Annotated in this window: 17 protein-coding genes, 1 tRNA gene and 1 riboswitch; of the genes, 14 read left to right on the forward strand and 4 right to left on the reverse strand. The window is 72.5% G+C overall.

All coding sequences use genetic code 11. The features are described from left to right. The first annotated feature begins 75 nt into the window (after positions 1–75). Entirely contained in the window at positions 76–447 is a 372-nt protein-coding gene (locus tag ACIBAI_RS12015) for a hypothetical protein (protein WP_399033310.1), read from the forward strand. Between the two features lie 795 nt (positions 448–1,242). Here the strand turns inward: ACIBAI_RS12015 and bla are convergent. Beyond that, complete coding sequence (bla, locus tag ACIBAI_RS12020; RefSeq protein ID WP_399033312.1) at positions 1,243–2,181, reverse strand: class A beta-lactamase; 939 nt, start codon at positions 2,179–2,181, stop codon at positions 1,243–1,245. A gap of 327 nt (positions 2,182–2,508) precedes the next feature. Next, complete coding sequence (locus tag ACIBAI_RS12025) at positions 2,509–2,886, reverse strand: VOC family protein (RefSeq protein WP_399033314.1); 378 nt, start codon at positions 2,884–2,886, stop codon at positions 2,509–2,511. A 630-nt stretch (positions 2,887–3,516) separates the two neighbouring features. Here ACIBAI_RS12025 and ACIBAI_RS12030 point away from each other — a divergent pair. From ACIBAI_RS12030 to ACIBAI_RS12085, 12 genes are all read left to right on the forward strand, one after another. Then, a complete protein-coding gene (locus ACIBAI_RS12030) occupies positions 3,517–4,287 on the forward strand; it encodes a tetratricopeptide repeat protein (protein ID WP_399033316.1) in 771 nt (256 codons plus the stop codon). Positions 4,288–4,538: 251 nt separating this feature from the next. Beyond that, positions 4,539–5,183 (forward strand): SurA N-terminal domain-containing protein, encoded by a 645-nt coding sequence (locus ACIBAI_RS12035; RefSeq protein WP_399033318.1) that lies wholly within the window; start codon positions 4,539–4,541, stop codon positions 5,181–5,183. A 160-nt stretch (positions 5,184–5,343) separates the two neighbouring features. Then, positions 5,344–6,342, forward strand: a complete 999-nt coding sequence (locus tag ACIBAI_RS12040) for a nucleoside triphosphate pyrophosphohydrolase (RefSeq protein ID WP_399033320.1) — start codon at positions 5,344–5,346, stop codon at positions 6,340–6,342. A 126-nt stretch (positions 6,343–6,468) separates the two neighbouring features. Further along, positions 6,469–7,791 (forward strand): cytochrome P450, encoded by a 1,323-nt coding sequence (locus tag ACIBAI_RS12045; RefSeq protein ID WP_399033322.1) that lies wholly within the window; start codon positions 6,469–6,471, stop codon positions 7,789–7,791. Between the two features lie 193 nt (positions 7,792–7,984). Continuing rightward, positions 7,985–9,118, forward strand: coding sequence for a transglycosylase family protein (locus tag ACIBAI_RS12050; RefSeq protein WP_399033324.1), 1,134 nt, complete (start codon positions 7,985–7,987; stop codon positions 9,116–9,118). Positions 9,119–9,294: 176 nt separating this feature from the next. Next, positions 9,295–9,463: riboswitch (cyclic di-AMP (ydaO/yuaA leader) on the forward strand. A 4-nt stretch (positions 9,464–9,467) separates the two neighbouring features. Beyond that, complete coding sequence (locus ACIBAI_RS12055) at positions 9,468–10,235, forward strand: transglycosylase family protein (protein WP_399033326.1); 768 nt, start codon at positions 9,468–9,470, stop codon at positions 10,233–10,235. Positions 10,236–10,594: 359 nt separating this feature from the next. Continuing rightward, entirely contained in the window at positions 10,595–11,884 is a 1,290-nt protein-coding gene (gene eno / locus ACIBAI_RS12060; protein WP_399033328.1) for a phosphopyruvate hydratase, read from the forward strand. 114 nt (positions 11,885–11,998) lie between these two features. Then, positions 11,999–12,475: a septum formation initiator family protein gene (locus tag ACIBAI_RS12065; protein ID WP_399033330.1), complete on the forward strand. Its 477-nt coding sequence runs from the start codon at positions 11,999–12,001 to the stop codon at positions 12,473–12,475. Positions 12,476–12,511: 36 nt separating this feature from the next. Continuing rightward, complete coding sequence (locus tag ACIBAI_RS12070) at positions 12,512–13,051, forward strand: DUF501 domain-containing protein (RefSeq protein ID WP_344605374.1); 540 nt, start codon at positions 12,512–12,514, stop codon at positions 13,049–13,051. Then, a complete protein-coding gene (locus ACIBAI_RS12075) occupies positions 13,048–14,001 on the forward strand; it encodes an exopolyphosphatase (protein WP_399033332.1) in 954 nt (317 codons plus the stop codon). The genes ACIBAI_RS12070 and ACIBAI_RS12075 overlap by 4 nt, the downstream gene beginning before the upstream one ends. Before the next feature lie 557 nt (positions 14,002–14,558). Then, positions 14,559–15,956: an NAD(P)/FAD-dependent oxidoreductase gene (locus ACIBAI_RS12080; RefSeq protein ID WP_399033334.1), complete on the forward strand. Its 1,398-nt coding sequence runs from the start codon at positions 14,559–14,561 to the stop codon at positions 15,954–15,956. A 234-nt stretch (positions 15,957–16,190) separates the two neighbouring features. Further along, positions 16,191–17,483, forward strand: a complete 1,293-nt coding sequence (locus tag ACIBAI_RS12085; protein ID WP_399033336.1) for a class I SAM-dependent methyltransferase — start codon at positions 16,191–16,193, stop codon at positions 17,481–17,483. A gap of 56 nt (positions 17,484–17,539) precedes the next feature. Here the strand turns inward: ACIBAI_RS12085 and ACIBAI_RS12090 are convergent, their stop codons facing one another. Together ACIBAI_RS12090 and ACIBAI_RS12095 are read right to left on the reverse strand one after the other, a co-directional pair. After that, complete coding sequence (locus ACIBAI_RS12090; RefSeq protein ID WP_399033338.1) at positions 17,540–20,068, reverse strand: ABC transporter permease; 2,529 nt, start codon at positions 20,066–20,068, stop codon at positions 17,540–17,542. A 47-nt stretch (positions 20,069–20,115) separates the two neighbouring features. After that, positions 20,116–20,886, reverse strand: a complete 771-nt coding sequence (locus ACIBAI_RS12095) for an ABC transporter ATP-binding protein (protein WP_399033340.1) — start codon at positions 20,884–20,886, stop codon at positions 20,116–20,118. 404 nt (positions 20,887–21,290) lie between these two features. On the opposite strand from ACIBAI_RS12095, the gene ACIBAI_RS12100 reads away from it, so the two are divergent. Next, a tRNA-Leu gene (locus tag ACIBAI_RS12100) sits at positions 21,291–21,374 on the forward strand. Positions 21,375–21,414: the final 40 nt, after the last annotated feature.

Here is a 21,414-nt window from a genome sequence, read left to right on the forward strand (position 1 = left end):
CGTCTCGGTGGGGCTTCTCGCGCTCTGGATGCATCCCGGTGTCGACGGCTGCGGCTGGTGTGGGAGAGTTGTGCCATGCTTATTCTGCGCGAGAATGCATTGTTCGTACCCGGACCGACGCCGGTGCTGCTCATGAGCGGCGCACCGGTTCACGACCTGCTTCCTGTGGTGCACGCTCCAGACGGCAATGTGCCCGCCTGCGAAGATTGGCATATCGTTGCGAAGCTCACCTTCTGTGTCGTGGACGGCCCCGGTGAATCCGGGTGTGTGATCGCGGGTGCCACCACGGCCGAAGAAGCCCAGGAGACGGCTGCCTGGTGTGACGCTGTCGAACAGGCCCATGGCGCGGTGGTGTTGTCGGTGCCTGAGCTGCCGCAGTCACTCGACTGGGAACAGCTCCTTACCGACGGCCGGTCCCGCGGTGGCTTCATGCCGAACCTTGCCTGACGGCATATCAGGCGCCATCCGCGTCACTGTATGCCCTTTTTCCGTGTTCCTCGCCTTGGGTTATCCCGTGCGTCATCCCTCGGCATCATCGATCGAAAGTACAGCACAGGCATGCCACCGTCCTCCGGGACACCGCCATCGTCATAGGCCTCCCCGTCCTCGCCTGGGCCTTGTGGAACACCGCCCGCCTGGCCCGCGCCAACAGCAAGGGCACGGCCGGCGTGGACGTCACCCCGTACGGCCTGCTGCCGCGCGAGGAGCTGGACCCCTCGCAGTACGGCCCGACCGCCCCGGAGGCGGCGGACGCCACGCTCGCCGCCCGGCAGGATGACCGGCGCCCGGGCGCGGTTCTGCTCGCCGCGGCGGGTCAGGACTGGGACCGGCGCTGGTGTCTGCTGACCTCCCTCGCCCGGCTCGCCCCGGAGGAGGACGCCTGGCTGGACCCCTGGCGCACCGAGCGCCCCGACCACCCCGACGCGGTGGCCGTCCACGCCCAGGCCCTGCTCCACCGCGCCCGGCACGCCCGCGGCGAGGGCTGTGCCGAACGTGGCCGTGGTGCCCGCCGACGACCCCCGCGTCCCCCTGGTCCGCCATCGCCTCGCCGCGGCCCTGACCCTGGCCGGGAAGGGCAGCGAGGCGCTGGAGCGCTTCCGGCTGCTGGAACTGTGGGCGGGCGGGGAGCCCTGGACCTGCCACGCGCATGCCGTGGCCGCGTACGACCGCGCCCGGGCACCGGCGATCGTGCGCGCGGGCAAGCGGCGTACGGCACCGGTGCCGACGGCCGGCCCCGGCAGGTCACAACCTGCCGAGGGCCTCGGCCAGCGCGGTCGCGGTGGCCGCGATCACCTTGTCGTCGTGCGGGGTGTCATCGAGGGTGCGATTGGTGAACACCGCCAGCACGATCGGCGCGTTCGATCCGGGCGGCCAGACGATCGCCAGGTCGTTGGCGGTGCCGTGGTTGCTCGCGCCGCCGGTGCCGGTCTTGTTGCCGACCGTCCAGTCCTGGGGAATGCCTGCCTTGATCCGGTCGGCGCCGGTGAGGCTCGCCTTCAGCCATCCGACCAGCCGGGCCCGGTCCCGGGTGTGGAGGACCGAGCCGGTGGTGAGCTCGGCGAAAGTCCGTGCGGCGGCCGCGGGAGTGGTGGTGTCGCGCTTCTCCCCGGGCTGCCACTCGGTCAGCCGGGGTTCCGGCCGGTCCAGGCGACTCACCCGGTCGCCGACGGCGCGGAAGAAGTCGGTCAGCCCGTGCGGCCCGCCGATCTGCTCCAGCAGCATGTTGCCCGCGAAACCGTCGGACTTGGTGATCCCGGCACGGCACAGCTGGGCCGGGGTCATGCCCGTGTCGGTGTACTCGGTGGTCTCGGGGGAGTTCCCGGTCAGGCCGGTCATGTCGGAGGGCTTCCAGCGCACGACTTCGTCCATCAGCCCCGGCCTGCCGGTGCGTGCTTCGTGCAGCACTGCCGCGCAGGCGAACACCTTGAACATGGAGTTGAAGGGGAAGCGCTCGTCGGCCCGGTAGCCGACCGTGCGGCCGGTCCCCAGGTCGATGCCCACCGCACCGATCCGCCCTGCATAGGATTCCTCGAGTTCCCGCAGCGTCCTGCGCAGTTCCGACCCGGAACCGGATGCGGAAGTGCTGCCCGGCCGGGCGGCAGCGACGCTCGTGGAGCCCTCTTCGCCGGCAACGGCACCGGCCGCACAGGCGAGGCCGCCCAGCAGTGCGGAAGCGGTCACGGCCGTGATGGCTAAGCGCAGTCGGGGAAACCGTGTCATGCCGGTAAGAAGATCAGACGCCGTCCGCGCGCGTCCAGGAGAAAGCGTGCCGACACGCTCGGCACCGGTACGCGATCCCGGCGATCGCCTCCGGGGCGGGCTTGAAGCAGCGGCGGCCGTTCTCCGGCTCCCCGCGGCGGTACTTCGCCTTCGGCAGCGGCACACCGTGCTCCCCGGGGCGGGAGGGACCGGAATGCCGGTACTCGTGCAGGTACCGGCCCAGCACCTCAGCAGGTCCGGAACCTGCTCATCCGGCTCCGGATCCGGCCGGCACGGCCGAGCGGCAGGTCAGCCGTCCGCCGGCTCCGCCGCGCTGCGCAGAACGCAGAACTCGTTGCCCTCGGGGTCGGCAAGGACGGCCCAGCCGGAGCCATCGGGATTCCGGAGATCGGCGACAAGGGTGGCGCCCAGGCCCAGCAGCCGTTCCACCTCCTGTTCACGCGAGGTCTCCGGGCGCAGACACAGATGGATCCGGTTCTTGATCGTCTTGGGCTCGGGCACCTGGTTGAAGTAGAGCGCTGGGCCCTCCGCCAACAACACCTGGGTCTCCGGATCACCCGGTTTGTCCCCGGGATGCAGCGGACGGCCGGTCACCCTGCTCCAGAACCGGGCCAGCTCGTAGGCATCTGCACAGTCGATCGCCACGTTCTGCAATACCGAGACCATGCGCGCAAGCCTTCCTGATCTCCACTCCAGACGCCACCGAGTTGCGCTCGCTCCTCGCGCGTACGGTTCGGGCACCTGGCAGCCCTCTCGATACACGCCCTACCGCACCTCGGGCGTCCGCGACATCGTCGTACCGGGCGCGGACGTGCGGCACCGGCGGGAGTTCCTCGTGGCCTGCGATCGGGAATGCGACGACATCGCCGAGGCGATCGCCCGGGCGGGCCTGTGGGCCTGTGGGACGCGAGGCCGGGCTGGGCTCCCGCGGCGCACAACGCCTACCGGGCGGCAGGGGCCGTTCCGGTCGGGCACCGAGCCGACCGGGTCCGTGGTCACGGCTCCCTTCGAGGGGGAATCGGAGAGCCTGGTGCTCGCCGACGGCAGGCATGCCGCCCTCCAGATGCTCGTACCCGCGTTCCCCCCGAACTCGACTTCGCCTCGCGGTACGGGGTGGGCGCGCTGGTCGCGGCTCAGGGGCGGGCCGGTGTCGAGTGCTGGGACGCGTATCGGCAGCCGACCCCCTTGACGGCGGACGGAGGCGACCGATGAGCGGATGGCGCAGGGCCCTGCCCGAGGCGTCCTCCCCGTCGTGGCTGCCACGGCCGTCCCCGGAACGGGCGGTAACCTGAGCCGGTGACGGAAGAGTTCTCGGGTGTCGCGGCCACCGCCGCGGCGCTGATGGAACAGGCGCACCACGGGGATGCCGCCGCCGACCGGCTCGCCGAGACCCTGCCGTCGCTCACGGCGGCCGCCGAGTCGGGGCACATGGACGCCCAGAACGTGCTCGGCGGGATTCTCCTCGAATGGATGGACGATCCCTCCGGCGCCGCCGTCTGGTTCAGGAAGACCGCCGAGCGGGGCAGCGCCACGGGCAAGCGGAGCCTGGGGCACCTCTACGCCAACGGACTGGGCGTCCCGAAGGACCTCGCCGAGGCCGAGCGGCTGTTCGAGGAAGCCGCCGCCGAGGGAGACGCCCACGCCCGGTTCAACCTGGCGCAGCTGTGGTGGGGAAAGGCCGATCCCCAGGCCGTCGCCGGGCTTCTGCGATCCGCCGCGGAAGGCGGGGTCGTCGATGCCCATGTCGTCCTCGGCGACCTCCTCGCGGCCATGGACCAGGACGCCGAGGCGCTGCGCAGTTACCTGACGGCCGCCGAGTCCGGCCATGACGGCGCGATGTACGTCGTCGCCCGCTGGTACCGGGACGGCACGGCAGGACGGGCCGACAGCGTCGAGGCGCTGAAGTGGTTCCTCCGCATGATCCGGGTCGGGAACGCGGACGGCCTCCACGAGGCGATCGACGTGGCCCGGCGCGTGAGCGACGAGGAGATCCGCCGCGCCGGGGAGCTGGCGGGCTGCCGCGCCGAGGCGGAGGCGATGGCGGGGACGGTACGGAAGTACCGGTGACCGGGACCGCGGGAGAGAACGGACGCCTCACAGCGGTGGCTGCCCCCTGAACCGGCCCGGGACGACCCCGGGACGGTGACGCGGTGAGCGAGGGGAGGCAGCCGGCGCCGCCCGCCCGCCGGGCGGCGCGGCGATGCCCGAAGTCCCGGCGATTCGTTGGTCGAATGGGTTGGCCGGAGCCTGCCCACTGCCTACCATCGATCACCGCAAGACTTTGTGCACCGTCGCACAATCTCCAACGGGAGGTTCCCTTGCACCGCCGCCGTCGCACCGCGCTCGTTCTCACCGCCGCGATCGCCGCGGCGGCGCCCCTCCTCACCGCCTGCGGAAACGATGCGCACCCCGGCGCGGCGGCCGTCGTCGGCGGGGAGCGGATCACCGTCGCGCAGCTTCAGGAGCGGGTCGGCGAGGTGCGCGCGGCCCAGCGGGCGGCCGTGACCGACGAGGCCCAGTACGCGCAGGCCGTCAACCGGACCGGCACGCTCGCCCGCGACACGCTGCACAGCATGGTCCTCGACCGGGTACTGCACCGGGCCGCCGAGGACGCGGGCGTCGCCGTCACCCGCAGGGAGGTCCAGCGGATGCGGGCCGGCCTGGAGCAGCAGGCCGGCGGCTTCAAGGCGCTGGAGGCCACCTGGCTCCAGCAGTACGGCATCCCCCCGCGCCGCCTCGACGAGAACCTGCGCCTGCAGCTGGAGGCGCAGAAGCTCGCCCGGAAGCTGGGCACCGACACCACCCGCCCGGCCTTCTGGAAGGCCCTGTCCGAGGCCTCGGAGAAGCTGGACGTCGACCTCAACCCGCGCTACGGCGCCTGGGACGTCCGCAGGAACGGCCGCGTCGACGCGCGGACGCCGTGGATCCGGGAGGTCACGGCACCGGACACGCGGCCGATGTGACGGCCCGCGGGCGACGGCTCCGCCGGCCGCCCGGCCCACCGGCCGCGCGACAAGGACGCCTCGCCCGGCGGGCAGCCGCACCCGGCGCAGGCACCGTGCGGCCGGCCGCGCCCGGCGGGGAACCCCGGGTCCCGTGGGCCGCGTGGGTTACGTTCGAAGCGTGAACGCACCGAGTCCCGAAGCCGCTCCCGGCCGCATCGTCCTGCTCACCACCAGCCACCGCGTCGCACCCGGCCTGCTGTCCTGGCCGGCCTGGCAGGCGCTGCGCACCGCCGACCGCGTGCTGTGCGCGGACGGCGCCCACCCGCAGCTGCCGTACCTGCGCGAGGCGGGGATAGCCGTCGACGCGGCGTCCCCGACGGCCGAGGAACTGGTCGACGCCTGCGCGGGCGGCCGCACGGTGGTGGTCGTGGCGACCGGCGAGGGCGAGCCCGCCCTCACGGACGGCCTCGCCCGCCTCGCGGGCTCCGGCCGGGTCCGGATGCCGGAGCTGGAGCTGCTGCCCGCCTCCTACGACCTGCCGGGCGCCCGCCTGCTCGACCTCGTCCAGGTCATGGACCGCATCCGCGCAGAGTGCCCGTGGTCCTCCCGGCAGACCCACGAGGGCCTGGCGAAGTACGGCATCGAGGAGGCCTACGAACTCGTCGAGGCGATCGAGGACGGCGACCGCGACGAACTGCGCGAGGAACTCGGCGACGTCCTGCTCCAGGTCGTCTTCCACGCGCGCATCGCCGAGGAGGACCCGGACGCCCCCTTCTCCATCGACGACGTGGCCGGCGGCATCGTCGCCAAGCTCGTCCACCGCCATCCGCACGTCTTCGGGGACGCGACGGCCACGACCCCCGAGGAGGTCAAGGAGCACTGGCTGCGCACGAAGGCCGTCGAGAAGCAGCGCACCTCGGTCACCGAGGGCGTCCCCCTCGGCCAGCCCGGCCTGGCCCTCGCGGCCAAACTGGCCTCCCGGGTGCGCACCGCGGGCCTGGAGGTCCCCCTGCCCCACGTCGAGGGCATCGGCTACGAGCTGCTGGCCCTGGCGGTCCGCGCCGAGGCGGCGGGCGTGGACCCGGAGGCGGCCCTGCGGGCGGCGGCGCGGGCGTACCGCGACGCGATCAGGGAGCGGGAGGGGCGGACGGACAAGGAGCACGGCGACCCCAGCTGAGCCGGCCGTCCGCGGGCTGGAGGAGCGGACCCGGCCGCTGCCGGACGTCCGCGAGGCGCTGCGCGCGGTCCGCCGCGGGTCCGGCCGGCGCGCGGGGGACGCCGGCGGGCCGGTTACCGTCGAGGAGTGACCGACCAGCCCGTCCCCGACAGCGCCGCCCCCGAACCCCCCGCCCTCTTCACCTGGGAGTTCGCCGCCGACCCCTACCCCGCCTACGCCTGGCTGCGCGAACACGCCCCCGTGCACCGCACCAGGCTCCCCAGCGGGGTCGAGGCCTGGCTGGTCACCCGCTACGCCGACGCCAGGCAGGCCCTCGCCGACCAGCGGCTCAGCAAGAACCCCGCGCACCACGACGAGCCCGCCCACGCCAAGGGCAAGACGGGCATCCCCGGTGAGCGGAAGGCCGAGCTGATGACCCACCTGCTCAACATCGACCCGCCGGACCACACCCGGCTGCGCCGCCTGGTCAGCAAGGCCTTCACGCCCCGCCGCGTCGCCGAGTTCGCCCCCCGCGTGCAGGAACTCGCCGACCGCCTCATCGACCGGTTCGCCGGGAACGGCGAGGCCGACCTCATCCACGAGTTCGCCTTCCCCCTGCCCATCTACGCCATCTGCGACATGCTCGGCGTCCCCCGCGAGGACCAGGACGACTTCCGTGACTGGGCGGGCATGATGATCCGCCACCAGGGCGGCCCCCGGGGCGGGGTCGCCCGGTCGGTGAAGAAGATGCGCGGCTACCTCGCCGACCTCATCCATCGCAAACGCGAAGCCCTGCCCCCCGAGCCGGGTCCCGGGGAGGACCTCATCTCCGGTCTCATCCGCGCCTCCGACCACGGCGAGCACCTCACCGAGAACGAGGCCGCGGCGATGGCGTTCATCCTGCTGTTCGCCGGCTTCGAGACCACCGTGAACCTGATCGGCAACGGCACCTACGCCCTGCTCACCCACCCCGACCAGCGGGAGCTGCTGCAGAAGTCCCTCGCCGCGGGCGAATCCGGCCTGCTCGCCACCGGCGTCGAGGAACTCCTGCGCTACGACGGGCCCGTCGAACTCGCCACCTGGCGGTTCGCCACGCGGCCGCTCACCCTCGGCGGACAGGACATCGCCCCCGGCGACCCCGTCCTCGTCGTCCTCGCCGCCGCCGACCGGGACCCGGAGCGGTTCGCCGACCCCGACGTGCTCGACCTCGGCCGCCGGGACAACCAGCACCTCGGATACGGCCACGGCATCCACTACTGCCTCGGCGCCCCGCTCGCCCGCCTGGAGGGCCGGACCGCGCTCGCCACGCTCCTCACCCGCCTGCCCGACCTGCGGCTCGCGGTGGACCCGGCCGAACTGCGCTGGCGCGGCGGGCTCATCATGCGGGGCCTGCGCACGCTGCCGGTCGCCTTCACCCCCGTACGGCACGCCGGGCCGGCCACGGAGCCGGACGCGCCCGGCGGGCCGTGACCGACACGGCGTGACGGCGCGACGACCGCTGCGTGCCGGCGCAAACGTGACACGCTCTCAAGACTGTGATCTTCACGTGATCTGCGCGGCATGAACTTGTGACAAGCGATCTCCTGCGGATACGTTCACCCATCAGCGCGGCGCCGAGTGCGCTCCGCCGCGCCGTCCGTGCTGTCTCGGGAAAGGTCCCCGTATGCTCTCCGGGAACGGTCGTCACCGCCGCCCCCGCCAGGCTCCGGCCCTCGTCGTCGCCGCCGGAGTGACCGGCTCCGCCATCGCGATCCCGCTCCTCGGGGCCTCCGGCGCCAGCGCGGCCGACGGCGCGGCCTGGGACCGGGTCGCCGAGTGCGCGACCGGCGGCGCCTGGAGCGAGAACTCCGGCAACGGCTACTACGGCGGCCTGCAGTTGTCCCAGGAGGACTGGGAGAAGTACGGCGGTCTGGCGTACGCGGCCAGCGCCGACCAGGCCAGCCGGTCCCAGCAGATATCCGTCGCCGAGAAGATGCTCGCCGACCAGGGCATCGCCGCGTGGCCGACGTGCGGCCTGCTCGCCGGGCTCGTGGACGACCCGGCGTCCGCCGGCGCCGGCGCGGCGGACGGGAAGCCGGCCGGCGGGGACTCCGGCGGTTCCGCGGACTACGGGAACACGGCAGGGCCGACGAGCCCGGCGGAATCGGGAAGTCCGGCCGGTTCGGAGGGCCCGGCCGGCTCGGAAGACGCCGAAGGGGCGAAGGACTCCTCGGAGCAGTCCGGTTCGGGTGACTCGTCCGACTCGCCTGAAACATCCCATGAGGCGTCCCCCGAAACGTCTCCCGACTCCTCCTCTTCCTCCTCCTCGCCTTCGGTCCCGGCGTCCCCGTCCGCCGCTCCCGACGATGCGTCAAACGCGAAGGACGGATCCGCCGAGTCCGGGACATCCGCGGATGTCCGGGAAGATGGTGGTTCGCCCAGCGTCGCCCCCGAGAGTGACGAAGCGGACAACTCGGGACAGAGTGTGGGCACTTCCTACCTGGTCGACACCGGATCCGCCGGCACCGGCCGCCACCGCGGCCCCAGCGCCGACGAGGAGGCGGTCGAGGAGCGCGGGAGCGCCTCCTCCGGCCGGCACGCCTCCCGCGGCGACGACGCCGCGCGCGAGGACGTCGACGGCTCGTACACCGTCCGTTCCGGCGACACCCTCTGGACCATCGCCGACTCCCTTGACCTGCAAGGCGGATGGCGCGCCCTGTACGACGGCAACAGGGACGTCGTCGGCGCCGACCCGAACGCCATCGTCCCCGGTCAGACGCTCGAGATCGGGGCCGAACCGGGCGGAGGGCGACGCTAGTTGGCGTCGGGTTTCCCGCTGAATGTCGCATATAAGCGCAGTGAGAGATAGATCTCAGAAGCCCTGATCGTCTTTGAAATTCCGCGGTGCGCCTGCCTACGGTCGTGACCGCTCGCCACCGCGGGCCCCGGCTGCCGCAACGCCGAATCCTGCCAGCGGCCGCCCGGGAACAGTCGTCGCGTCAAGCGCCGTGGGCAGGAGCGGGGGAACCAAGGTAGGCGCCGGGACCGGCAGTTGAGGTCGGAACCGGCTAGGGGTGAAGCCGTGTCCCGCGAGGGACGCGGCCGGGCAACTCGACCGGCCCGAACCCGACAGCTCACCTCGCAGGCGTCGGTGAGGGGATCCAACCATGCTGTTTTCCGGCAAGGGCAAGCACCGCCGTCCGAACAAGGCCACCCGCGCCATCGCCATCGCCGGTGTGACCGGCGCAGCCGTCGCCGCCCCGCTGATGGCGTCCGGCACGGCCTCCGCTGCCACCGCCTCCGAGTGGGACGCCGTCGCCCAGTGCGAGTCCGGCGGCAACTGGTCCATCAACACCGGCAACGGCTACTACGGCGGTCTGCAGTTCTCCGCCTCCACCTGGGCCGCGTACGGCGGCACGGCGTACGCCGCCACCGCCGACCAGGCCACCAAGGCGCAGCAGATCGAGATCGCCGAGAAGGTCCTCGCGGGCCAGGGCAAGGGCGCCTGGCCGGTCTGCGGCAAGAACCTGTCGGGCGCCGCGTACACCGGCGGCTCCGCGTCGAGCGGTTCGTCCAGCGGTTCCTCCTCGAGCGGTTCGTCCAGCGGTGCCTCCTCGAACGGCTCGTCCAGCGGGGCCTCCGACGGCGCCTCGGGCGGCTCCTCGCAGAGCAGCGGGACCACCACCCGCTCCACCGAGCAGCCGGCCTCCCGCTCCGCCGAGCGCCCGGCCGCCCAGAAGACCGTCACCACCCCGACCGGCGAGAAGGTCAAGAAGGGCGACGGCGAGTACAAGGTCGTCGAGGGCGACACCCTCAGCTCGATCGCCGCGGAGCACGACGTCCGGGGCGGCTGGGCGAAGCTGTTCGAGCTGAACAAGGACATCGTCGAGGACGCCGACCTCATCTACCCGGGCCAGCAGCTGCACCTGAAGTAAGAGGCGGCTCCCGGACCCGCCGCAGCGCCCTCACATCCGGGTCCTCCGTCATGGAAGCCCCGTGAGGGCCGTCCCCCCGTCCCCACGGGCTCCCCGCCCCGGTGCGTGTTCCCCCGTACGCACCGGGGCGGGGCTTTTGCGCGGGATGGGGGCGTACGGGCGCGGGACGGGGAGACGGCCGCCCGTTGACCTCTTTGTTCCGTTGGGAAACAATTCACTCCCGGTTCCCCCGTGAAAGGGGTGACCGGCTGGCCGATCGCCCCGAGCCGGTTAGGCTCGTCTCGCAGAGCCACCACGGTTCACTCGCGGAGCCGTCACGGTCCTGCCAACCCGCGTCACATTCCAAGAAGGAGATGCTCGTGCCGTCCATCGACGTCGTCGTAGCCCGGGAAATCCTGGACTCCCGAGGCAACCCCACGGTCGAGGTCGAGGTCGGCCTCGACGACGGCAGCACGGGTCGTGCCGCCGTCCCGTCCGGCGCCTCCACGGGCGCCTTCGAGGCCATCGAGCTCCGCGACGGCGAATCGAGCCGCTACCAGGGCAAGGGCGTCGAGAAGGCCGTCCTGGCCGTCATCGAGCAGATCGGCCCGGAGCTGGTCGGCTACGACGCCACCGAGCAGCGCCTGATCGACCAGGCCATGTTCGACCTGGACGCCACCGACAACAAGGGCTCCCTCGGCGCCAACGCCATCCTCGGCGTCTCCCTGGCCGTCGCCCACGCCGCCTCCGAGGCCAGCGACCTGCCGCTGTTCCGCTACCTGGGCGGCCCCAACGCGCACCTGCTGCCGGTGCCGATGATGAACATCCTGAACGGCGGCGCGCACGCCGACTCCAACGTGGACATCCAGGAGTTCATGATCGCCCCGATCGGCGCGGAGTCCTTCTCCGAGGCCCTGCGCTGGGGCGCCGAGGTCTACCACACCCTGAAGAAGGTCCTGAAGTCCAAGGGCCTGTCCACCGGCCTCGGCGACGAGGGCGGCTTCGCCCCGAACCTCGGCTCCAACCGCGAGGCCCTCGACCTCATCCTGGAGGCCATCAAGGAGGCCGGCTACCAGCCCGGCGAGCAGATCGCCCTGGCCCTGGACGTCGCCGCCACCGAGTTCCACAAGGACGGCCGCTACGTCTTCGAGGGCAAGGAGCGCACCGCCGAGGAGATGACCGCGTACTACGCGGAGCTGGTCGACGCCTACCCGCTGGTCTCCATCGAGGACCCGCTGAGCGAGGAGGACTGGGACGGCTGGAAGGACATCACCGCCAAGCTCGGTGACAAGGTCCAGCTCGTCGGCGACGACCTGTTCGTCACCAACCCCGAGCGCCTCCAGCGCGGCATCGACGAGGGCGCCGGCAACGCCCTGCTGGTCAAGGTCAACCAGATCGGCTCGCTGACCGAGACCCTGGACGCCGTCGAGCTGGCCCAGCGCAACGGCTACAAGTGCATGATGTCCCACCGCTCCGGCGAGACCGAGGACGTCACCATCGCCGACCTGGCCGTCGCCACCAACTGCGGCCAGATCAAGACCGGCGCCCCGGCCCGCTCCGAGCGCGTCGCCAAGTACAACCAGCTGCTGCGCATCGAGGAGATCCTCGACGACGCCGCGGTGTACGCCGGCCGCAGCGCCTTCCCGCGGTTCCGCCCCGCGAACCGGTGAGCCCGGCAAGGGCCGAGCGCCGCTCCTGAAGGAGACGCCGTACGTACGTCCCCGCACCCGGTCCCGTACCGTGTGCGGGGACGTACGCGCGTGGAAGGGGAGGCGAGAGCCGAGATGCCCGTGAAGAACCGGGACCGTTTCTCCACCGCGACCAGACTGCGGCTGCTCGGCGAGCAGACGGCGGCCCGGGTCTACCGCTCCCAGACCCGGCGCCAGGCCCGCCGCCCCCGGCTCACCGGCCGGGCCGCGCTGCTCGCCATGGTGGTCTGCTCCCTGATCGTGGCCCTCGCCTACCCGATGCGGCAGTACGTCTCCCAGCGCGCCGAGATCGCCGACCTGGAACGGGAGAAGCGGCAGGCCAGTGAGCGGGTCGAACGGCTGCGCGACCTCAAGGCGCGCTGGCAGGACGACGCGTACGCCGAGCAGCAGATCCGGCGGCGGCTGCACTACGTGATGCCGGGGGAGACGGGGTACGTCATGATCGACCCGGACACGGCCCGGCAGTCCCGAGCCGACCGGGGGACGGCCGACCGCCCCTGGTACGCGAACCTCTGGGACGGAGTCGACAGGTCCGACGCCTCCGCCCGGTGAACCCCTTACCGACAGCAGAGAGACATTCGTACGGCCATGGAAACCCCACCGCCGCCCACCGGGCGCACCGAGCCCACCGACGCGGACGTCGAGGCGTTCAAGCAGCAGCTCGGGCGCCCGCCGCGCGGGCTGCGCGCCATCGCGCACCGCTGTCCGTGCGGACAGCCGGACGTCGTGGAGACGGCGCCGCGGCTGCCCGACGGCACGCCCTTCCCCACGCTGTACTACCTGACGTGCCCGCGCGCCTCCTCGGCGATCGGCACGCTGGAGGCGGAGGGCGTGATGAAGGAGATGACGGCCCGGCTGGGCACCGACCCCGAGCTGGCCGCCGCCTACCGCGCCGCGCACGAGGACTACATCCGGCGCCGGGACGAGATCGAGGAGCTGACGGGCTTCCCCAGCGCCGGCGGCATGCCGGACCGGGTGAAGTGCCTGCACGTCCTGGTCGCCCACTCGCTGGCGGCCGGCCCGGGCGTGAACCCGCTGGGCGACGAGGCCCTCGCCATGCTGCCCGAGTGGTGGCGCAAGGGGCCGTGCGTGACGGTTCCCGACACCTGTGGGGAGGACGAGAAGTGACCCGCGTGGCCGCCGTGGACTGCGGTACGAACTCCATCCGGCTCCTGGTCGCCGACGCGCACCCGGACACCGGTGAGCTGACCGAGCTGGACCGCCGTATGACCATCGTCCGCCTCGGGCAGGGCGTCGACCGCACCGGGCGCCTCGCCCCCGAGGCGCTGGAGCGGACCTTCGCCGCCTGCCGCGAGTACGCGGCGGTCATCGAGGAGCACGGCGTCGAGCGCCTGCGCTTCGTGGCGACCTCGGCGTCCCGGGACGCCGAGAACCGGGAGGACTTCGTCCGCGGGGTGAGGGACATCCTCGGCGTCGAACCCGAGGTCGTCACCGGTGACCAGGAGGCCGAGTTCTCCTTCACCGGCGCCACGCGGGAACTGGCCGGGCGGCGGGATCTGCACCGCCCCTTCCTGGTGGTGGACATCGGCGGCGGCTCGACCGAGTTCGTGGTCGGCGACGACCACGTGCGCGCGGCGCGCTCGGTCGACGTCGGCTGTGTCCGGATGACCGAGCGGCACCTGGTGCGCGACGGGGTGGTGTCCGACCCGCCCGCCGAGGAGCAGATCGCGGCGATGCGGGCCGACATCGAGGCGGCCCTCGACCGCGCCGAGGAGACGGTCCCGCTGCGCGAGGCGCGCACGCTGGTGGGCCTCGCCGGGTCGGTCACGACGGTCTCGGCGATCGCGCAGGACCTGCCCGCGTACGACTCGGCGGCCATCCACCACTCCCGCGTCTCCCGCGACCGGGTCCGCGAGATCACCGACCGGCTGCTGCACTCCACCCACGCCGAGCGCGCGGCCGTCCCGTCGATGCACCCCGGCCGCGTCGACGTCATCGCCGCGGGCGCGCTCGTCCTGTTGTCGATCATGGAACGTGTCGGCGCGGAGGAGGTCGTGGTCAGCGAACACGACATCCTCGACGGCATCGCCTTCCACGCGGCGGCCGAGGCGCGTTAGGCGGCGGCGCCCGCCGGGATCGCGTTCCGCGCGGCGGGCGAGCCGCCCGCGCGGGCCGCGTCCCCGGCGGCGTCGCCCGGCCGGCGGCCCGGGCGCTCCCGGACGGCGGTCCGGGGCTCCCCCGCCACCGGTCGGCGGCCTCCGCTGAGCAGGTCGGACAACGTATGAGCGCGCTGGAGGGGTCCTTTCCGGACCCCTCGTCGGCATCCGCCGGAAAGCTTCGTGAAGTTCTTCACAAGGAATTGGCCCCGGTCGGGGCGCGGCGGGGGACCGGTTGACCCGTCCGGGGGGTCGATCGGCCCTTGAACATGTTCAGAAAGGTGGTTACCGGGCGCCTCGGACCGGACGCGCCGCAGGCCGGTCCGAGGCCCTCACCAGGGGGCCGGGGAGGCAGAGAGGCAGCTCACGAGGCATTGACAACGGAGCGCCTCCCGCCGTGGTTCCCGTTCGGCGCCATGATCTCCGTCACGTGAGCGCGGGAGTGTAACACAGGCTCTGTCGGACCTTGTGAAGGGGCGCACGAACCACCCCCCCGGGGCAGGTGGATACTCGATGGCATGAGCACCACGGAGCGTCCCAGGATCCTCGTAGTAGGCGGTGGGTACGTAGGCCTGTACGCAGCTCGGCGCATCCTGAAGAAGATGCGTTACGGAGAGGCGACCGTCACGGTCGTCGACCCCCGGTCGTACATGACCTACCAGCCCTTCCTCCCCGAAGCCGCCGCCGGCAGCATCTCCCCGCGGCACGTCGTCGTCCCGCTGCGACGCGTGCTCCCCAAGGCGGAGGTCCTCACCGGCCGGGTCACCACCATCGACCAGGACCGCAAGGTCGCCACGATCGCCCCGCTGACCGGCGAGGCGTACGAGCTGCCCTTCGACTACCTGGTCGTCGCGATGGGCGCGGTCTCCCGCACCTTCCCGATCCCCGGCCTCGCCGAGCAGGGCATCGGCATGAAGGGCATCGAGGAGGCCATCGGCCTGCGCAACCACGTGCTGGAGCAGCTCGACAAGGCCGACTCCACCACCGACGAGGAGATCCGCCGCAAGGCGCTCACCTTCGTCTTCATCGGCGGCGGCTTCGCCGGCGCCGAGACCATCGGCGAGGTCGAGGACATGGCCCGCGACGCGGCCAAGTACTACAAGAACGTGTCCCGCGAGGACATGCGCTTCATCCTCGTCGACGCCGCCGACAAGATCCTTCCCGAGGTCGGGCCCAAGCTCGGCGCGTACGGCAAGGAGCACCTGGAGGCCCGCGGCGTCGAGGTCTACCTGTCCACCTCCATGGATTCCTGCGTCGACGGCCACGTGGTGCTGAAGAACGGCCTCGAGGTCGACGCCAACACCATCGTCTGGACGGCGGGCGTCAAGCCGAACCCGGCGCTGGCCCGCTTCGGCCTCCCGCTCGGCCCCCGCGGCCACATCGACTGCGAGCCGACGCTCCAGGTCAAGGGCACGGACTACATCTGGGCCGCCGGCGACAACGCCCAGGTGCCCGACCTCGCCGCCCGCAGGGCCGGCGTCGAGAACGCCTGGTGCCCGCCGAACGCGCAGCACGCCCTGCGCCAGGCGAAGGTGCTCGGCGACAACGTGGTCTCCGGTATGCGGGGCTTCCCGCAGAAGGAGTACAGCCACGCCAACAAGGGCGCGGTGGCGGGCCTCGGCCTGCACAAGGGCGTGGCGATGATCGTCATGGGCAAGATGAAGATCAAGCTCAAGGGCCGTCTCGCCTGGTACATGCACCGCGGCTACCACGGCCTGGCGATGCCGACCTGGAACCGCAAGATCCGGGTCTTCGCCGACTGGACGCTCGGCATGTTCCTCAAGCGCGAGGTCGTCTCCCTGGGCGCGATCGAGTCCCCGCGCGAGGAGTTCTACGAGGCCGCCAAGCCGGCCCCGGCCGCGAAGACGGAGACCCCGGCCGGCGCCAGGACCGAGGAGCGGGCCAAGGCCTCCTGACCCCGGTCACCGCTCCACCTCGAAGGACCTCCTGCCATCCGTGGTGCGGGAGGTCCTTCGGCGTTCCCCGCCCCGGACCCCGGGGACCACCGGCCGGCGTGTAGGCCATCCGCCCCGCCGTGTCATCCGGACACATTCTTTGCCCGGACACGGCGCGTGCCGGGGACTGCGGCCCGGTCCCGCAGGTGTTTACGTGGTGTCGGACATTCCGGGACGCCCACGGAGGTGCACACCATGGCTGACGCCGCGCCACGGCTGAAGGGACTCGTCGAGCAGTTGCTGGGGACCCCGCTCCCGGTGCGCATCCGCGCCTGGGACGGCTCACAGGCGGGCCCGCCGGGCGCGCCGGTCCTGGTCGTACGCAACCGCCGCGCCCTGCGCCACCTGCTGTTCAAACCCGGCGAACTGGGCCTGGCCCGCGCCTGGGTGGCCGGCGACCTGGACATCGACGGCGACCTCTACACCGCCCTCGACCTGCTCGCCGGTTTCATCTGGGAGCGCGGCGAGGACGCCCGCACCCTCGCCCAGGCCCTGCGCGATCCGGAGGTCCGCTCCGCCGTGCGGGGCCTGTTCCGGCTCGCCGGCCCGGCGCTGCCGCCCGCCCCGCCCCGCGAGGAGGTCCGCAGGCCCCGCCGCCGTCTGCACACCAGGCGCAGCGACAGACGCGCCATCAGCCACCACTACGACGTCGGCAACGACTTCTACGAACTCGTCCTCGGCCCGTCCATGGTGTACTCCTGCGCCTACTGGCCCGCCCCGGACAGCACGCTGGAGACCGCCCAGCGCGACAAGCTCGAACTCGTCTGCCGCAAGCTCGGCCTGAAGCCCGGTCAGCGCCTGCTCGACGTCGGCTGCGGCTGGGGCTCCATGGCCGTCCACGCCGCCCGCGAGCACGGCGTGAGCGTCGTCGGCATCACCCTCTCCCAGGAGCAGGCCGCCTACGCCCGCAAGCGCGTCGCCGACGCGGGGCTCACCGACCGCGTGGAGATCCGCGTCCAGGACTACCGGGACGTCGCCGACGGGCCCTACGACGCCGTCTCCTCCATCGGGATGGCCGAACACGTCGGCGCCGAGCGGTACCTGGACTACGCCACCGACCTCCACCGCCTCCTGCGGCCCGGCGGGCGGCTGCTCAACCACCAGATCGCCCGCCGCCCGCAGCGGGACGAGTCGGCGTACAGCGTCGACGCGTTCATCGACGCCTACGTCTTCCCCGACGGCGAGCTCCAGCCCGTCGGCACCACCGTCACCCAGCTGGAGCGCGCCGGGTTCGAGGTGCGCGACGTCGAGTCGATCCGCGAGCACTACGCCCTCACCCTGCGCAGCTGGGTCGCCAACCTGGAGGCCGGCTGGGACCGCGCCGTGCGGCTCACCGGCCCCGGCCGGGCGCGCGTGTGGCGCCTGTACATGGCGGCCTCCGCGCTGGCCTTCGAGCACAACCGCATCGGCGTCAACCAGGTGCTGGCCGTCCGGACCCCCGAGTCGGGCGAGTCGGGCCTGCCGCTGCGGTCCCGCACCTGGAACTGAGCGCGCGAGGGCCCCGCCTCCCCGGAGGGAGGCGGGGCCCGGCCGCCGTGCCGGCGCTACTCCGCCTTGATCGCCTGCAGCATGTTCAGCCGTGCCGCGCGCCGGGCCGGCCACAGGGCCGCCAGGACGCCGACCGTCGCGGCCAGGAGCAGGAAGAGCGCCATCCGCCCCCAGGGCAGGACCAGTTCGTACGTCGGCATCCTCGTGCCCAGCAGCTCCCCGGCCGCCCAGCCGAAGAACACGCCCAGGCCGACGCCCAGCACCCCGCCGAACAGGGAGATCACCAGGGACTCCAGGCGGACCATCCGCTTGACGCCCCCGCGGTCCAGGCCGATCGCGCGCAGCATGCCGATCTCCTGGGAGCGTTCGAACACCGACATCGCCAGGGTGTTGACGACCCCGAGGACGGCCACGATCACCGCCATGGCCAGCAGGCCGTAGAGCATGTTCAGCACCAGCGTGAACATCTGCGCGATCTCCCGGGAGATGTCCTCCTTGTCCTGGACCCTGATCGCCGGGTTGGTGCCGAGGGCCCGTTCCAGCCGGTCCTTCGCCGCGTCCGACGCGCCGTCGGCGGTCTTGACCAGGACCTGCATGTCGGCCGGGTCCGGGTCGTGCGGGGCGAGCGCGGCGGTGTCCAGCATGATGCCGCGGATCATGTCGTTGCCCTCGTAGACCCCGGCGACGGTCAGCTGCTGCCGCGCGCCGTCCTCGTGGGCGACGGTGAACCGCGAACCGGCCCGCCAGCCGTGCGACTTCGCGGTGTCGCCGTCCACGACCACCCGGGTGCCGCCGACGGTGAAGGAGCCGTCCCGGACCGCCAGATCGGTCAGCCGGCCGATCGTGGCGCCGTCGACGCCGGTCAGGTACTCGGTCCCGCCCCCGACGCGGGCGGACGCGTTGCGCAGCGGGCTGGTGGCGGTGACGCCGTCGGTCCGCTTCAGCCTTCGCTCGACGTCCGGCGACAGCTCGTTGCCGTTCGCCATGGACACCACGTAGTCGGCCTCGATCGCCGCCGAGGCCATCTTGTCGATGGACCGCTGCAGGCTGCCCGCCGTCACCGTCATGCCGGTGATCAGGGTCAGGCCGATCATCAGCGCGGAGGCGGTGGCGGCCGTACGGCGCGGGTTGCGCAGCGCGTTCCGCCGGGCCAGTCCGCCCGAGACGCCGAAGAGCCTCAGGACCGGTGCGGCGGCCGCGATCAGCGGGCGGGACAGCAGCGGGGTCAGCACGAACACGCCGACGATCAGCAGGACCGCGCCCAGGCCCATGGGCGCCTGCCCGTCCGAGCCGTCCATCGTCGTCGCCGCGAGGACCACCGCGACACCGGCCGCCGAGAGCAGCGCCCCGAGCGTGTTGCGCAGCACCAGCGACCGGGTGGTGGCTTGGGCGTGCACACTGCTCATCGCCGCCACCGGCGGGATCTTCGCGGCCCGGCGGCCCGGCAGCCACGCCGCCACCACGGTGACCAGGACGCCGACCGCGAGGGCCGCGAGGACCGTGCCCGGCCCGACGACCAGCGGCCCGTCCGGAACCACCGCGCCCAGCGAGCCCAGCAGCGACCGCATCCCGGCCCCGATGCCGATGCCCGCGGCCAGACCGGTCACCGCGGCGACCGCGCCCACCATGAACGCCTCCGCCAGCACCGACCGCGTCACCTGCCGGCGGGATGCGCCGACCGCGCGCAGCAGCGCCAGCTCCTTGGTGCGCTGGGCCACCAGCATGGTGAAGGTGTTGGCGATGATGAACGTGCCGACGAACAGCGCGATGCCCGCGAAGACCAGCAGCCCCTGCCGCAGACCGCTCATCGACGCGGAGATCATCTCCGCCTGCTCGTCGGCGAGCTGCCGGCCGGTGACGGTCTCGACGGCGTCCTGCGGCAGCGCCCGGTCCAGCTCGGCCTTGAGCGCGGCCTGCGTGACGCCCGGCTTCGCCCCGACGGCGATCTCGTCGTAGGCGCCGGCCTTCCCGAACAGCCGCTGCGCGGTCGCCGTGTCGAACAGGGCGAGGCTGCCGCCGGCCGCGACGTTGCCGTCGTCGGTGGTGAAGACGCCGGTGATCCGCGGGGTCAGCACGGGCCCGTCGACCGACAGCCGCACGGTGTCGCCGACCTCGTACCCGGTGCGCCGGGCGGTCGCGGAGTCGATGAGGACCTCGCCCGCGCCCCGCGGGGCGCGCCCCTCGACCAGCGGGTACCGGGGGTCCTCGGCGCCCCAGTAGTTCCCGCCCTGCGTCCGGAAGCCGTCGCCGACCAGCTCGCCGTCCTTGCCGGCCAGGGCGGCGAAGCCGGTGACGACCCCGACGGCGCGGGCGGCGCCCGGCACCCGGGCGCTGTCGTCGAGCGTCTTTCGGGTCAGCTCGTGCAGCCGGCCGACCCGGTCGCCCTCGGCGTCCTGGTACCGGGGCCGTACGGCGACGTCGACCTGGTCGAAGCCCTTGGCGGAGCTCTTGCGGTAGGCGGCGGAGACGGTGTCGGTGAAGACCAGGGTCCCCGACACGAACGCGACGCCGAGCAGCACGGCGAGCACGGTCATGAGCAGCCTGGCCCGGTGCGCGAGTACGTTGCGCAAGGCGGTACGGAACATGGGTGTGTGATCTCTGTCCAGACGTGGCGGGAAGGGGTGGCGGCGGGTCAGCTCGTGCGGCCCCTGGCGTCGAACCGCTTCATGCGGTCCAGCACCGAGTCCGCCGTGGGCGCGTCCATCTCGTCGACGATCCGCCCGTCCGCGAGGAAGACCACCCGGTCCGCGTAGGCCGCCGCCACCGGGTCGTGGGTCACCATCACCACCGTCTGGCCCAGCTCCCGCACGGAGTTGCGCAGGAAGCCCAGCACCTCCGCGCCCGAGCGCGAGTCGAGGTTCCCGGTCGGCTCGTCGCCGAAGACGATCTCGGGCCTGGAGGCCAGCGCCCGGGCCACGGCCACGCGCTGCTGCTGGCCGCCGGACAGCTGGGAGGGGCGGTGGCCGAGCCGCCCGGAGAGCCCGACCATCCCGATCACGGTGTCCAGCCACTGCCGGTCCGGCTTGCGGCCCGCGATGTCCATCGGGAGGGTGATGTTCTCCAGGGCCGTCAGGGTCGGCAGCAGGTTGAACGCCTGGAAGATGAAGCCGATCTTGTCCCGGCGCAGTCTGGTCAGCTGCCTGTCCTTCAGGGAGCCCAGCTCGGTGTCGCCGATGCGCACGGAACCGGAGGAGAAGGTGTCCAGCCCGGCCACGCAGTGCATCAGCGTGGACTTGCCGGAGCCGGAGGGGCCCATGATCGCGGTGAACTCGGCCCGCCGGAAGTCGACGGAGACGCGGTCCAGGGCGACCACCCGGGTCTCGCCCTGCCCGTAGATCTTCGACAGGTCCGTGGCGCGCGCGGCCGCGGAGGTGGACCGGTTGGCGAGGGATGCGGTGGTCACGGGAACGGCACTCCTGGAGGGAAGACGGCGTTTCGAGGGACGCGTTCCATCGTTCCGGCCGCATCCGGCCGTGTAGTCAGCCGCTGTTCCGGTTCCGGGGGCCGACTCGGGTCGGACGGACGCGAGCCGTGTCATACCTGGGGATGACCGGTCCCCGGAGGCGGCGGACCGGGACCGGTGATGTCGAGAACAGGTGGAGCACCCTCGTTCAGGCGGTGAAATTCCGTCATTCCGTATGCGCGGCCGACCGCCGCACGCAAGGCTGTTGGCAAGTGCGGATGGCGCGTTCCGCGTGCTGATGGTCACTCAGACATCAATAAAATAAGACAACATCGGCCCGCCCGGCCGCTGTTCGGGGAGCGCGCCCCGATAGGCTCGGAACCTCGATGCGGAGCCCATGGCCTGCCCGGATGGTGGAATGCAGACACGGCGAGCTTAAACCTCGCTGCCCCTTCGCGGGCGTGCCGGTTCGAGTCCGGCTCCGGGCACCTTCACGTCGGCCGACTCCCCGCATCGTCCCTTGAGGAC

This window comes from Streptomyces sp. NPDC051041 (assembly GCF_044456065.1).
GTDB classification, from domain to species: Bacteria; Actinomycetota; Actinomycetes; order Streptomycetales; family Streptomycetaceae; genus Streptomyces; species Streptomyces glaucus.